Annotated in this window: 16 protein-coding genes and 1 other RNA gene; 1 reads left to right on the plus strand and 16 read right to left on the minus strand. The window is 43.9% G+C overall.

Annotated features, from left to right (window positions below; all coding sequences use genetic code 11):
- Positions 1 to 198 precede the first annotated feature (198 nt).
- Positions 199 to 360: a hypothetical protein gene (locus ESE_RS12205; RefSeq protein ID WP_010370195.1), complete on the minus strand. Its 162-nt coding sequence runs from the start codon at positions 358 to 360 to the stop codon at positions 199 to 201.
- 455 nt (positions 361 to 815) lie between these two features.
- Positions 816 to 1,182, minus strand: a transfer-messenger RNA (tmRNA) gene (gene ssrA / locus ESE_RS12015).
- Positions 1,183 to 1,356: 174 nt separating this feature from the next.
- On the opposite strand from ssrA, the gene ESE_RS0101655 reads away from it, so the two are divergent.
- Positions 1,357 to 2,343 carry a GMP reductase gene (locus ESE_RS0101655; RefSeq protein WP_010370198.1) on the plus strand — a complete coding sequence of 329 codons (987 nt, stop codon included), beginning with the start codon at positions 1,357 to 1,359 and terminating at the stop codon, positions 2,341 to 2,343.
- A 48-nt stretch (positions 2,344 to 2,391) separates the two neighbouring features.
- Here ESE_RS0101655 and ESE_RS0101660 read toward each other — a convergent pair whose 3' ends face one another.
- The 14 genes from ESE_RS0101660 to ESE_RS0101720 all read right to left on the minus strand — a co-directional run.
- Positions 2,392 to 2,964, minus strand: a complete 573-nt coding sequence (locus ESE_RS0101660) for a hypothetical protein (RefSeq protein ID WP_010370200.1) — start codon at positions 2,962 to 2,964, stop codon at positions 2,392 to 2,394.
- Between the two features lie 266 nt (positions 2,965 to 3,230).
- Entirely contained in the window at positions 3,231 to 4,004 is a 774-nt protein-coding gene (locus ESE_RS0101665) for a (S)-acetoin forming diacetyl reductase (protein ID WP_010370202.1), read from the minus strand.
- Positions 4,005 to 4,165: 161 nt separating this feature from the next.
- Positions 4,166 to 4,930, minus strand: coding sequence for a glucose 1-dehydrogenase (locus ESE_RS0101670; protein ID WP_010370204.1), 765 nt, complete (start codon positions 4,928 to 4,930; stop codon positions 4,166 to 4,168).
- Between the two features lie 102 nt (positions 4,931 to 5,032).
- Complete coding sequence (locus ESE_RS0101675; protein ID WP_010370206.1) at positions 5,033 to 5,368, minus strand: hypothetical protein; 336 nt, start codon at positions 5,366 to 5,368, stop codon at positions 5,033 to 5,035.
- 63 nt (positions 5,369 to 5,431) lie between these two features.
- Positions 5,432 to 6,028 carry a hypothetical protein gene (locus ESE_RS0101680; protein ID WP_010370208.1) on the minus strand — a complete coding sequence of 199 codons (597 nt, stop codon included), beginning with the start codon at positions 6,026 to 6,028 and terminating at the stop codon, positions 5,432 to 5,434.
- The gene (locus ESE_RS0101685) at positions 6,025 to 7,365 is read right to left on the minus strand and encodes an SseB family protein (protein ID WP_080553221.1); all 1,341 of its coding nucleotides are present in this window, start codon (positions 7,363 to 7,365) and stop codon (positions 6,025 to 6,027) included. The genes ESE_RS0101680 and ESE_RS0101685 overlap by 4 nt, the downstream gene beginning before the upstream one ends.
- Positions 7,366 to 7,518: 153 nt before the next feature.
- Positions 7,519 to 8,022, minus strand: a complete 504-nt coding sequence (locus ESE_RS0101690; protein WP_010370211.1) for a hypothetical protein — start codon at positions 8,020 to 8,022, stop codon at positions 7,519 to 7,521.
- A gap of 236 nt (positions 8,023 to 8,258) precedes the next feature.
- On the minus strand, positions 8,259 to 9,593 hold the full coding sequence (locus ESE_RS0101695) for a C1 family peptidase (protein ID WP_010370214.1): 1,335 nt from the start codon (positions 9,591 to 9,593) through the stop codon (positions 8,259 to 8,261).
- 106 nt (positions 9,594 to 9,699) lie between these two features.
- Positions 9,700 to 9,903 (minus strand): hypothetical protein, encoded by a 204-nt coding sequence (locus ESE_RS0101700; RefSeq protein WP_010370217.1) that lies wholly within the window; start codon positions 9,901 to 9,903, stop codon positions 9,700 to 9,702.
- Positions 9,904 to 9,982: 79 nt separating this feature from the next.
- Positions 9,983 to 10,165: a hypothetical protein gene (locus tag ESE_RS12135; RefSeq protein ID WP_137636373.1), complete on the minus strand. Its 183-nt coding sequence runs from the start codon at positions 10,163 to 10,165 to the stop codon at positions 9,983 to 9,985.
- A gap of 116 nt (positions 10,166 to 10,281) precedes the next feature.
- Positions 10,282 to 11,079 carry a hypothetical protein gene (locus ESE_RS0101705; RefSeq protein ID WP_010370220.1) on the minus strand — a complete coding sequence of 266 codons (798 nt, stop codon included), beginning with the start codon at positions 11,077 to 11,079 and terminating at the stop codon, positions 10,282 to 10,284.
- Positions 11,080 to 11,162: 83 nt separating this feature from the next.
- On the minus strand, positions 11,163 to 11,693 hold the full coding sequence (locus tag ESE_RS0101710; protein WP_010370223.1) for a hypothetical protein: 531 nt from the start codon (positions 11,691 to 11,693) through the stop codon (positions 11,163 to 11,165).
- Between the two features lie 108 nt (positions 11,694 to 11,801).
- Positions 11,802 to 12,755 carry a nucleoside hydrolase gene (locus ESE_RS0101715; RefSeq protein WP_010370226.1) on the minus strand — a complete coding sequence of 318 codons (954 nt, stop codon included), beginning with the start codon at positions 12,753 to 12,755 and terminating at the stop codon, positions 11,802 to 11,804.
- 125 nt (positions 12,756 to 12,880) lie between these two features.
- A partial coding sequence (locus tag ESE_RS0101720) for a DUF3427 domain-containing protein (protein WP_010370229.1) occupies positions 12,881 to 14,443 on the minus strand: 1,563 nt, incomplete at its 5' end.

The raw sequence follows: 14,443 nt of genomic DNA on the forward strand, positions 1-14,443 counted from the left end.
ATTTCAAGACACATACGACATGCCGGCATACATTGCCGACTAGTTGTTTTTGCCATTGCCATAGTATTGCATGTCGTTGTATTTTTACTCTTGTTTTGTTGCTTTTAGCCATTTCTCCTAGTAATATAGGTGTATAGAAAAAGCCCCGTTAGTGGTAGGACACTAACAGGGCTGACAAGTTCCAAGAGTTCTTAGTGGTTAGGCATCTTCGTGTTCGGACGTGGATGTCTTTTCTTTTGTCTCGCTATTCACTCGTTTAACATCAACGTAACCGCTGACAATCGCACGAATGATTTTAGGTAACATCAGAATTAACACCACGAACACCGCAAAGATGCCACTTGCTGCCAAGTGAACCACTCTAAACTCCCGGATAATCTTTGAAACATTTTATATGTCCTCCCTGTTCCAAGAAAAATTGTAGAGAGAACAGTGACGCCATGTATCGCAGAACTTGCCACGGTTTCAACGGGTAATTAAGCCGATCCACCGCATAGACTAGTATGCCCGACTAACGGCTCACTGTAAACGATTATCACGAGCGCTTGTATAAAATAAAAAACGCCTTACAATCATGTAAGACGACATAAGGCAGGCAGCCACAATATTAAATTTAATTATGTTATTGATACCGTTACTCAGTGACCGAGCAACGGTATTTTTTATTGTCTCAACCCATAAAAAAGAGGGTCACATTTGGGGGCGCAACTAATACAAAACAGTACATTTCAGTACAACATAGTTGCGGCCCTTTTTGCGACCCAATCACTTATTTATCAAGGAAAACGCCGGTATATCAACGTTTTCAACCTTATATATGGAGCCGAGGGGAGTTGAACCCCTGTCCTACCATCTCGTAACTAACACATCTACGTTCATAGCTGAATAATTTAAATCTCGTCTAGTGCACGCCATTCCGCGCGGCGATCAGTTAGACCAGCCTGATTATCCTCTTCATACCTGCCCCAGGCGGAGACAAATATGCGCAGATTGCTTAATTTTAAAACCTAGCTTAACCCACAATCAAAGCTATGCATAGGCAACGCAGGCTGTTTTTTAGGCAGCTACTGCGTAAGTGTTTTGTGAATTGTTTGCAGTTAATTCTTCTGAGTGGATTATAGGGCCACAACCCCTAAACGCAGTACTAGCACGAACAATGCCAGTCGATTCCGTAACGACCCCGTTAATGTACGGCTTTCGTACTTAATTATTATAACAAGCTCTCAGAACATTCACAAATAAATAGAGAAGTTGTGCTTGTTTTTGCTTTTAGTTCGGTTATAATTGATTTGTTGGGTGGAACGCAACAAAATTAATATTAAAACACGAACATTGTTCAAACTTAGGGGAATTTAAATGGACTTTTCAACTGTATTCGACTACGAAGATATTCAACTCATTCCAAACAAGTGTATTATCGAGTCTCGCTCTGAAGCGGACACGTCTGTCACACTCGGCAATCGTAAGTTCAAGATTCCCGTTGTGCCAGCTAACATGCAAACGGTCATTAACGAGGAGTTGGCGATGAAACTCGCCACTGAGGGGTACTTCTACGTTATGCATCGTTTCGAACCAGAAACACGCTTGGACTTTGTCCGTCGTTTCCATGAAGCTGGCACGTTTGCTTCAATTTCCGTTGGAATTAAGCAAGAAGAATACGAGTTCATCGACGCCTTGCAAGCCGCTAACTTGACGCCTGAATACATCACCATCGATATTGCGCACGGTCACTCCGACGCCGTTATCAAGATGATTCAATACATCAAGGCCCACTTGCCAAATGCCTTTGTAATTGCCGGTAACGTGGCTACGCCTGAAGCAGTCCGTGATTTGGAAAATGCGGGTGCAGATGCGACAAAACTCGGTGTCGGTCCGGGTAAGGCCTGCATTACAAAGTTGAAGACTGGCTTCGGTACTGGCGGTTGGCAACTAGCTGCCCTCCGTCTTTGCGCGAAGGCTGCTAAGAAGCCAATCATCGCAGATGGTGGGATTCGTTATAACGGTGATATCGCCAAGTCAATTCGCTTCGGTGCCACGATGGTCATGATTGGATCATTGTTCGCAGGCCACGCTGAAACACCTGGTGAAGTTATCGAAATGGATGGCGCTAAGTATAAGACATACTTTGGTTCTGCTTCGCAATTCCAAAAGGGCGAATACAAGAACGTCGAAGGTAAGAAGTTGTTAGTCCCTTACCGTGGCTACATCGATGATACCTTGCTTGAAATGGAACAAGATTTGCAATCAGCTATTTCATACGCTGGTGGTCGTCAATTGATGGATCTTAAGTACGTCGACTATGTCATCGTTAAGAACTCAATCGTTAATGGGGATTCCTACTAAACAGCAAAACGCAAGCGAACTGAATCGCTTGGCGTTTTTAAAATGTATTTATAGTGCTGCCAACATTTCTTGCAACATTGACTGACGATAAATTGGGCGGTTGTTGAACTTACGACGTTCGACTTCCACTTCCTTTTCGGCACGGTCTGAAGCAGCCTTGGCGATTGCTTGCGTCTCCGTTGGGCCAACTGTGCCTTGTGCTGACTGCATTTGCGTGAACAGCGCAATGTAGGCGTAGTACGCACCTAAGAACCAACCGTTAAAGTATGGCATGACCACATTCGCCTGACCAATCTTGTCATGGTTGTGGTGCGTAATCTCGTGATATTCTTCTGACAACATACTCTTAATTTGCGCATACAAATCAGAAGCATTCTTTTGGGCAACCTTTTCTAACGTCACAAAGTTATCCGTCGCAAACTTTTCAGCGCGGTCGACCCATTCAGCCGTTTGTTCTTCGGGATTGATATTCTCAACTTCCGCAAACACTGCCAAATGTGCGTCAATGTAGCCACGCTTCATCCCCGCCATCAACACCTGCTTCAGAATATTGTCGACCTTTGCCAAGTTCAGTGACTCGTTCAACTGCGCAACTGCCTGCTCAAATTGTTCTTCGATCATGTCGTCATCCTCATCTCATTTAATCCTTATTTACTATACCATAGCTAGCAAAAGCACCGCCATCTCAGTCGACGGCGGTGCTTTTCGGATCTACTTTTCGCTTGACCAGGCTGCCTCTCCAGGCACCCACGCTTAGTGTGATTATATGAGAGCTTGAGTATTGTTTATAAATGGTCAAACAACTATTTGTGAAATCATCATCAAACAAGAATAATTGTAAACTATTCTGCGAATAAAATCAATGTGAATTTGATAACAAGTCCAAATTAATGGAATACCATCCCACCATCAACGACCAATGTTTGCCCCGTGATGTAATTTGAATCCTTGCCAGCCAAGAAGGCAACTGCTGATGCGACTTCTTCAGGCTCTGACAAACGACCAAGTGCAATGCCGTCTGAGAATTGGGCCATGCCCCATTCATCATCCTTACCAGCATTTTGACCAACTTCGTGGGCGATATCAAACATCATTGGTGTCTTAACGATACCAGGTGCAAATGCATTAACTGTGATGCCCAATGGCGCCAATTCCTTCGCCGTCGTTTGTGTGATACCACGGATTGCAAACTTAGTTGCCCCGTAAACCGTCAAATCAGGATTTCCTTCAACACCCGCTTGTGATGTGGCGTTGATAATCTTACCCCCGTGGCCAGCCTTCTTAAAGGCTTCGACCGCCGCTTGCGTTCCCCACACTGTACCGTTGATATTTGTATCAAACGTCCAGCGCATTGTCTCTTCGTCAACTTCCATGATTGGTGTCGTAGGTGCAACACCCGCGTTGTTGATCATGACTGTCAAATCCCCAAAATGTGCAACAGTCTTTTCAACACCGGCAAATACTTCATCACGCTTCGCAACATCAGCTGCAACGGCCAACGCTGCGTCAGGGTGAACTGCGTTAATTTCGTTTGCAACGCGTTCAACCTTTGACAACGTGCGACCAACAACTGCGACCTTGAAGCCGTCATCTGCTAAACGCTTAGCGATTGCTTCACCGATACCTTGTCCTGCGCCAGTAATAAATGCTACATCACTCATGTTAGTTACCTCTCAAATAACAAATTCCTAAATAAATTATCTCATGCTCATTACTACACAAATAATGATACAACTTTACTTCCACTTTGTAAACGTTATGGTTTTCACAAAATGAAACGACCGCAAAAAAGCTCTAACATCACTGTCAGAGCTTTGCTTATCTATTGTGCTGTGTAGCCACCATCGATCACGAATTCGGCACCAGTTGCAAACTTTGATTCTTCAGAAGCCAAGTAGACACAGATCCAAGCGATATCATCTGGTTCACCCATACGTCCCATTGGTGTCTTCAAACGTTGCGTCACGTAAGGTGCGACTGAGTCACCTTCACCAGAACCGTCCGTCATTGGCGTCGCAATGTAGCCCGGGTGCACCGTGTTCACACGAATGTTCAAATCGTTTTGCGCTGCGTAGACTGCAGCTGACTTTGAGAACATGCGAACTGCCCCCTTCGAAGCGTTGTATGAGGCCGTCATCGTATCACCAACCAAACCAAGGATTGATGACATGTTAATGATTGACCCACCACCATGTTCCTTCATTGCACGGAAGCCATATTGCGTACCGAGGTACATTCCATCAGCATTAATGCTCATCAACTTACGATAAGCGTCAAAGGTATCGTGCTCAATGTCATTAGTTGCTCCGATACCAGCATTATTAACCAACACATTCAACGGACCAAATGCCTCTTCTGTGTAAGCAATTAAGTCCTGCCAACCTTGCTCGTCAGATGAATCGTGTTGTTGGAAACGAATCACATCTTCCCCGCCGAGTTCCTTGGCTGCCGCCTCACCAACATTGGCACGACGTCCCGTAATCACAACCTTAGCACCCTCTTCAATAAAACGTTGGGCAATTGCCTTTCCCAAACCAGTGGTTCCACCAGTCACAATTGCAACCTTCCCCGTCAAACGATCTACCATAGTACTTACCTCGCTAATTTCTTTTGATACTTCAGAGATTACCGGGCAATTATGAAGATTTTTGTTTTGAACACTTGGATTTGAAAACGTTTACAGGTTTGGCTAATTTTGTTCATATAGTTGGATGGCTTCGGGTAAATCTTGGGCCTGACCACGTTCAAGATATAACGCCAACATATCAACGGCTTGGCGACTACGTAGGTATTTAGGCAAGAAATTAATCATAATTGGATTATAATTTCCCAAGTTTGTTTGCGTCGTCTCGATACTTTCTAACTTATCGGCATACGGCCAACTAGCAATTTGTTTTTCATATCTTTTGTTCAACGACCGCTCCGAAACATGAAATGACGCATAAGCCATCACACCAGCCACCCCTGCGGCAACATAAAACCACACTTCCTGGTAGGCCAAAGCAAACATCAAACTCAATAACATCGCAATAATACCCAAGGTGCCTAACAACGGGCTTTGCGCATGCTTATACGCACCCTGCCGCGCTTAAGCTTGTAGCGTTTGCTTTTCAATTTCTAAATCATACAGCTGTTGTAGCACGTGCAACCGACCTAAATCGTCAGCTGGTACTGGCATCGCATCTGGGCTAAACTGTGGTTCATCTTCCGGCACCGTCGTATTTGTATTATCTGTTGGTACTAGTTTAAGCGTTGCTAATTCGTACTCTGCCACAGTCACAACAACGCCGTCGGCTAAGTAAAAATCAAAGCCACCTAACATCATGTCACTGCGTTGAAATTCTTGAATCATGTCAATCCGACTCACTAAATTATCCGGCCAATTAGCGAGACCTACCTCACTAGACAAGAAAACCGTTGGGAAGAAAGCCCCCGTTTCGTCTGTCCGACCTGAAAACGGAAGCGAGCCATCATCAGCAATAATTGGCTGACCAGTTGTAGACACACCAATTTGGTGATTCGCGTCCGTAATAACCGGCCACAGTAACAATGCCCGATTGAAATCAATCACCATCTGTTGCAACCGTCGCGACCTCGACGCCGCATCCGTATCATGACGTAAGCCTCGTAGGCGCTTTGTTAAACGAGAATTATCTACTGGCAAATTTACATAATAGTTTGTCATGCTTCTTCACCCCAACGTTTTTGTAAGATATCGTTTGGCAGCATGATACGCTGATTATTAGCTCGTATTTGCACACCAACGACATCCAGTTGCGCAACTAACGCCAAAGCTTGCTGGCCCGTTACCTGACGTGTACCAAAGGGGGCCATTGCTTCCGTTGGTGCAATGTACAACGGCAAATAATCTTGATCAGCATAATAATAGATGGCTAATTTCCCATCTACTTGTTTCGGTATGCTAAAGCGATAGTACCTAGCAACCGTCAGGAAGTCATCGTAATGTTGTGAGACATCCTTCCGCTCACGACGGGCTGCTAAGTATGCCGTAAAGAATCCGGTCATTTCCTCGTCTGAAACCGTTTCTGGGTGTTGATCTGGTACAGGCGTGATTTGCTCAGGCTCCGTCTCAGACTTCCTTGTTTCAGACTGATCAGGCACTGGTTTAGTTGTTGTTACTTTGGCTGACAAACGATACAGTTCATCCTCCAACTGCAACATCTTCGCCAAGCCGCCCCGTTTCTCATAGACTAGCCAACGCCCTAGTGTGCGACCGCGGGGGTGGCGATAGCCATATACCGCACTCGCCAACGCCAGAAATAATAGCACGCCCATCGGCAATAAGGCATGACGACCCAAACGCATTAGCACGATTAACGCCACAACTAGCAATCCGACCGTTAATTGATGGAGACTAGAACCCTTAGCCGCGCGACGAGCTTTTTTCTCAGTCTTGGCACGCAATTCTTCCAACGCATTACTAATTTGATTCGTCTCTTTCTGGCGGGTTTGCCAAGCTTCATTTCCACCCGGCACTGGCAATCGCTTAGGAAAGTCCGTTGCCAGCTGTCGTTCATACCATGGCGCACGTAAACGGACCAACTCGTGGCGTGGGAATTGGCGTTGTAACTCATCACGCGACACCATTAACTCGTCCGTGCCATCATTCAACAATAAGCCGGCCACTTCCGGTGTTTGTTCCAACACATCAAAAATCACCGATGCCCGCACCCAGACCGTCGGCAAATCTTGTGCACTCGCTTCGTACTTTGCCGTACTACTATACAGTTGCACATAGGTTTGGCCATCCTTTTCAAGTAGCAACGACAACGGGTAGTTCGCTGTCTGCCCAATCGCCACTTGATAGCCTGAATACAACACCCGTAATTGACTTTGTGGCACAGCAATCGGTGCCAACAACCATGACTTCTCTAACAACGGATAAATATCCTGTCGTTCACGGCGTTGACTACGATTAGACTGCGCAATAATCGTTTCCCGAATCTCCTTCTCTAACCGTGGATTCGTTAAAGTCAAATTCAAAAATAACCGTTTCATCATACTCCCTCTTCCAATTCGTCCTATATATCTTAGTCCTTTAAAAAGCAGTTTGCTGTTTTTGAGTTCTCTTCTTTTTCACAAGTAAAAACAGACGCCCAGATGATTATTATCATCCGAGCGTCTGCTTCATCTTATATTATTGGCTTTACGTGTTTAGGCTACCCAAACACTTTGTAACTGATGGCGTAGTTGTTGCAACCGACGATTATAGGTGGCGCGATGAACCCGTAAGCGGTGACATCGGCGCGCAACTGTGTCATCCGGATATTGCATTAAATCATATGCTAATCGTTGTAACGGCTGCGATAGCCGACATTGCTTCGCTAAATCAGCCAGTAAAATGGTCGCTTCCGCATCCACAAAGGCTGCGTTACTCATCACTTGCTCCGGCGCTTCACCAAGCGGTACACCACGATCCTCATGGCGCTTGGATCGCCGTTGCAAATCGCGCAGGCGCCATAACAGCCACCGAAATAACTCATTATTGTGCTGTGTCGTCAACGTCTCACCCGCCATTAACCGTTCCGCAATCATCAACCGTAATTCCTGGCGATAATCATCAAAATCCGGCGAACGGCGATAGACATGGCCAGCCTGCAGCACCCCTCTTATCATCAGCTCGTATTGTTCGAGCGTCGCTTCTACTTGTTGGACCATCCGTCCTCCTTTCGTTTGAGCAAATCGCACCCACCTCGCTCAGCGTGCGGCGGATTCTAAGTAACGTGTTTTTGTCATAAAACGTAGATTGTTCTTAGAACTTCTTTATTACACCACGTCAACGTTCACACGACGTCAGACAAAAAGACCGCTCCGACAGAAATCTTATTCTGTCGTGCGGTCTGCTGTTTATTGATAATCGGTTTAGCCCAGAAAATGCAAGGTTACTTGTCCGATTATGCCAAGGCACCCATTGGATCCCAAGGTGCTAGCATACTTGGTGTAGCCGTTTCGTAAATATCACGCAATTCTTCTGGCAAGAATTCCTTCTTAATCACAATTTGGTAGGTAAACTCATCGAACCACTCATCAGACATCGTGAAGTACCCCTTGTTACCGTTCTTGTCGCCCCATGAATTTTCGACCTTCCACTTCGTTGGCTTGCCGTCGACAAGATCAACACCTGTCAACACCATGGCGTGGGTCATCAATGAATCCCCGTATTCCAAACGCTCAGCCTTAGTCATACTGAAATCAACATCGAACAAATCGTCTTCGTTAAACAACTTTGTATCCATCAAACCAGCCTTGCGATCCAACTTAGGTCCCATGTCGACCCCGAACCAAACGTTCTCACCGGCAAGCAATTGCTTCACAGCCAAGTCTTTAAACGTCGCCAAATCAAGGTTCAAGTGCTTCACTTCGCGACCACCACTCACGTTACCCAACATCTTAACGTTGTACGTTTGATTAAAAGGCTTATCAGCAGTTGGCGCATTGATAATTGAGATGTAATCGCTCAACTCCCAACCAACGTACTTTGCGAAAAAGTCCAACGGTGAGATGGCTTGCTCACGATGGAAATTATTATCCTTATCACGGTATGAGAAATCAAACGCTACCGGTGGCTCGCCAAAAGTCAGTGACAACATGTGGTAGTTTTCGCGACCGAATTGCGCCAACTTTTCATCGATTTCAGCTTGGGCTGCATTGGCTGCGACTAACTTGCGCAACGTAATCGCATCCTTGCGCAACTTACCATTGTACAAACGGTTGAATTCAGCCGAGTGTGATGACGCTTGTGACTCTGGATAAGCTGACTGTGGCACAACCCCATACTTTTCAATCAATGCCACTAGCATGTCCCATTGACCACCGTCTTGTTGTGGCATTTGTAGTAGGAAAGCCACTTCGCGGTCATCCGTTGGCTTGTCGGCTGTCGCCAAAATATTCTCGTAGAAATAGTTGGCCTTTTCCAACTTGTCCCAGAAGAATGTATAGCTTTGTGATAATTCAAAATCACCTGGCAAACCATACACAGCCTTCATATCGTGACGCATCGTGTTCAACGCCGCAAACATCCAGCAACGTCCTGACTGTAATTGGTTGGCCACCGGTGAGCTTTCCAAATCAACACTAAATACTGGCGTCAACGCACCAGCACGTTCGTTATCACGGGCTGCTTGCAGGATACCATTGGTTGTGACTGCATTGCGAATAGCAGCTGACTTTGGACTAACTGACACCGCTTCTTTGTAAAAAGCTAACTCTTCTTGTGTAATTTCACTCATACATTTATCACCTTTTTCTAATATAAAACCAGTCTAGTCCTTTGTATTAACTTTCGCAATGGTAAAAAATAAGCGGACTAACCACCATGATTAGTCCGCTTATCAATTATTTGTCATCATGATTCGTCACATGATAGTGATTCATCACCGCAACCCCAATCAAGCCTACAAGGCCAACTACAAGACCGAAAGTACCGTATACAATACGTGCCGTTCGGTCATCGATGACCATCAAAAACAGAATCGTCGCGATGAACGTAACATATGGCAACGCCTTAAGGTCGCTTGGTCGTAATCTGATATATGGCATTAGTCACTCTCCCCCCTGCACTTACTTTTGTTCAAGCTGATTTTAGTCTACCATAACTGTCCTTACCAGGTACAAGGTGCTAGATGCCTCCAAAGAACAACCGATTCAACCAACCGCTGCGTCGTGGCCGAGCAAGTTTGTATATCGAGACGTCTTCCCCACGACGACGGCGCAACCATAATTCATATTCATGCATTTCAGTGCCTGGCACTGGATTTTTCGTAAACAAGGATTCTTGATGCCGCCGCCGACGCTCTGCCACTTCCTCCTCGAAACTAAGCTTTTGCTTGAGGTTTAAATACTAAATTGTATTGTTTCCAAAAAATAAATTTCTATCTAAAATTATTTTACACTTAAACTAAAATACGCACAAATGAATCAATTATCATATTGAAAATGTTGGCTAACCTTTTCAGCGTCATAACCAACTAAATCTGACAATTCCGCTCGCGCTGCTGCGTCTTGTGTAATCTGCCCTACTACGCCGGTTGTACTAGTTTGTGGCAGATCAGAATTTGGACGCCACGTCATGCCGTTTTGACTCTGCGGAATTTTAAATTCATAAATATTGCCATCATTCGCAACGATGTATAGGTCGGCTGAATACTCATTCGTCGATGCAATATGGCCCGAATAACCACTTGGACTGATCATAATCGTCTGTTTGGGTGCATACCCCGTTTGATTCGTCACCTCTGACTTATCTGAGTCAGGTCCCACACCTGGATGCAAATTCACATTATCCCATTTATAGAATCCATAGACTGCCTGCGCCTGTAAACCAGCACCACCATTACCACCGTTCAGATAGAGTGGTCCGTTCACTGTGTCATAGTACAACGTTGTATCACCGTACGCGCTCGAAACCTCAAAACCTAACTCTGAACCTACTCGATTCATTTTTGCAGCCTGATTACCAATCCATGATGCAAATTGATCTGTTTCAACACCGGACAGTCTTAAGCTACTTGGCACGGGCGCCTCACTACTTGAACTTGAACTCACCGATTCACTACTAGAACTACTCTCACTAGAAGTGGCCACAGAAGAACTTGATTGTACGGTATTCGGGTTATCTTTCACCAATGTTTTGTTATAATCCCGCCCGAGTAAATAAAAAACGCCGCCAAACACAACAATTGCCAGAGCTAACAGCCCGAAAATAAACTTTCGCATCGCAATTTTCCTTTCCAAATACTTTTAAGAAAATTGTACGAGGTTTATGACAAATGATGTTGTGTGGCGACTTAATTCACCTATTAATGGCCGGCATGTCCGCTAACACGAACCATTTCGAACCGGTCGAATTGCCGATACTTTTTTTCAATCTTACTACTGATAAAGGCAACAATCACAAGGGCAACGACAAACGTCACAACCGGGTGAAATGGCACCAACAGAAACGCCAGTGTCGGCATCATCAACAAGTGACTCACTATAATCCAACGGCCACCTGCCGTTAAATGGCGGCCACGCAACAAATCAATCCCAAACCCCATCAGAGTCAATCCAACCGCCAAAAACTGGAAGAAGCCACTTGATGAAAGTGTATTGGTCGCCAAGAACACGAAATCCAATATGATAATCGCTAGTGTTAAATATGCTTCTAACCAAGCGACCTGCCATGCGATTTCTTTAAACGTCATCGTAAATAGTAAGACCGATAGTGTATAAATCCACCATGCAATCAAACCAATCGTTAAATTACTACTGATGCCAATGACCACAAAAGCTAGAACATACAATATATTTTGAATTGCTACCCGATACTTTTTAATGAATGATATCATTTCTTCACCCCCACATTTATATATAACCCACTTTCGGAACCAGTTTATCATTCCCACTAACATTAAAAAAGGCATCCACAAAAATTTTGCAGACACCCTATAATTTTATTAATAATTTTCAATCGCTAGAATTGTCTCTTCAAAGAATTTGAAAAACGCATCATGATCAACGTGATAAACAAACTCAATTTCACGTCCTACTGGTGTTTCAAATGTCCGGCCACGGCTTTGACCAGTTGGTACAACATCAACTGTCATTTGCTTCGTCTCAACCAGTGTGGGATTTTGCGCAAAGGCTGTCGTCAAGACATCCCACAAGAAGTATGTTGAATTTGTCTCGAAGTGGGTCAATACAGGAACTGTCGCATAAGCTTGCCCGATAAAGTCCATTACTGGATGTGAACGCAGCTTCGCCCATCGCAAACGGTCAGCTGGTGTCAATGGCACTTCATGGGTACTCTCTAACCCAACCATTTGAATCTTGATATTTGAATCAAAGACAACCTTGAATGCTTGCGGATCCCAAAAGACATTCCACTCGGCCGTGCCATCTTGTTCCGGTTCAGCAATGTTACCAGCGCCAAAAGTTCCTGCCATCACAACCAAGCGGTCGATCTTGTCTGCCAAACTTGGATCCTGTTCTAACACCGTACCTAGGTCACTAACTGGCCCAGTGAACACTAACGTAATTGGTTCAGTGGCTGCTGTTAAAATTGTAGCCAGGTCATCTGCTGCCGTGTTGTACGATAACTCAGTGTCCCCTTCGCCAAACTCATTCAAGATTGGCAAAGCATCAACGGTAAATGAGTCCATCCGCCACTCTTTTGGAAATGGATCGCTCGACTTCGCATCTGACGCACTAACCAACAAATCGTGGTGCTTTGAAAAACGATTGATAATCTTACGTGTCGCAGCCACCGCTGGTTCCAAGTATGAATCAGCCGGCACAACCCCTACACCAACTAGCTCAATTAATCCTTGTTGTTCGTATGACAATAACATCGTCAATGAAGCCAAATCATCAACGCCCCCGTCATGGCTAAAGTACACTTTTTCAGTCATTTTTACATCCCCTAAATTAAAATTGTTCGTCTTTTTATCAATTATATAAATAGTATCATGTTTTAAAACATTTTAAAACGAACAAAACAAAAACAGAAGCTAAATATAGTTCCTGTTTATTAACATTATTCAGTTAACGCTCTATACAAGCTTTGATTAACCGGATGTTCTAATCGAATTTCAAATTTAATCAATGTTGTTTCTTTATCTTTAGCATCCCGCTTCGTTTCTTGCTCAGCGCTCAAAACTTTAGCTGATCCCAGATAGTAAAAGTCTTTACCATCCGCAGCAACGACACCGGATTTTTTCACAAACATTTGTATAAATCCGAATTCATTTGATTCTGATATCAATTTTTCAGTTGGACTTTTCAATGTCCGTTGGTTCTTAGAAAACCAAACCATCGTATCACGATTTATAAAGCCATCCTCATAAGCCACTAGGTTCACATAATTATCTGTTTTATCAAGCGTAATAAATGCTGGTAAAAACTTATCATCTGGACGCTTCATATAGCCACCCACGTTCTGACCAGTTTGTTCCTTATCCCAATCCAACATTTTAATAACATCAGTACGCAGATACTTCTGCCCAATTTGGAAACGCACAGATGGATCAAAATTTTGTAATAGGTTTAAGCGTCCAGCTGTAATGGCATCTGACACATACGTCTTAAAGGTATTATCAGAAAGAACTTTTTTAAATTCATCCGTTAACTGCCAAACGCCATTAGTCCGGTCTATCAGTGGTAGATCACCATATTTTTCGGCCGTCCCCTTCATGAAATAGGACATATTTAAAATTCTCTCAACACTATCTAACGTTTCAGCATCATAAAAATATTGAGCATCGTCAAAACGTGATTTGATTTCTGTGTCGCTTATTTGACCAAATTCAATCAGCCAGTCCAAAATATCAATTTCTAAAATACGCTTTGAAACGGCAATTTCCTTTGAAAGATAACTCAACAGTTTAACTTTTTGAGAATCAAAATTAGGCACCGCATCAAGTGTCTCAAACTTCAACTGATAAGCCAGTAAGTTTTTATACTTATCAACAACATCCTCAATTGCAACCGATCCCATTCGAACAAAATCTACAAGCATCGGTATTTTATTACCAATTTTTTGTTTTAGTGTATTGTATGCATCCTTAAATCTAGCTGCTGAATCTAACTTTGCATCCCCCACTGCTCGCAAAATTTGTTGGCGAGCAACTTGTTCAAAATTAATAGTAGATACGCCAGTTACAGCTGGCGAAATAATATTCTTCCGAATTCTTTCTTTGTTAGAAGAACGCGACTTATCAAATGCCATTGGAATCATGTAGTTGTTAGAGTAATTTCCAATAAAATCGATAATCGTCACATACTCTTTACCGTCAATTTTTCTCAATCCACGGCCAAGTTGTTGGAGAAAAATTATGCTGGATACAGTAGGACGCATCATAACAATTTGGTTAACCTTTGGAATATCGACACCTTCATTAAAAACATCTACCGTAACAATGTATGCCAAAGTACCGTCTTCCAAATCAGCTACCGCACGTTCTCGTTCCTCAACAGAATTCTTACCACTAATAAAGCGTGCAGCAATACCTCGGGTAGCCAAAGCTTTAACTAGAGCTTCACCTTCGTCAATTCGACTCACGAAAATAAGACCATGAAGCTTCGGACCAGAATAACCATA

Source organism: Weissella cibaria KACC 11862 (assembly GCF_000193635.1).
In the GTDB taxonomy this organism is placed as follows: domain Bacteria; phylum Bacillota; class Bacilli; order Lactobacillales; family Lactobacillaceae; genus Weissella; species Weissella cibaria.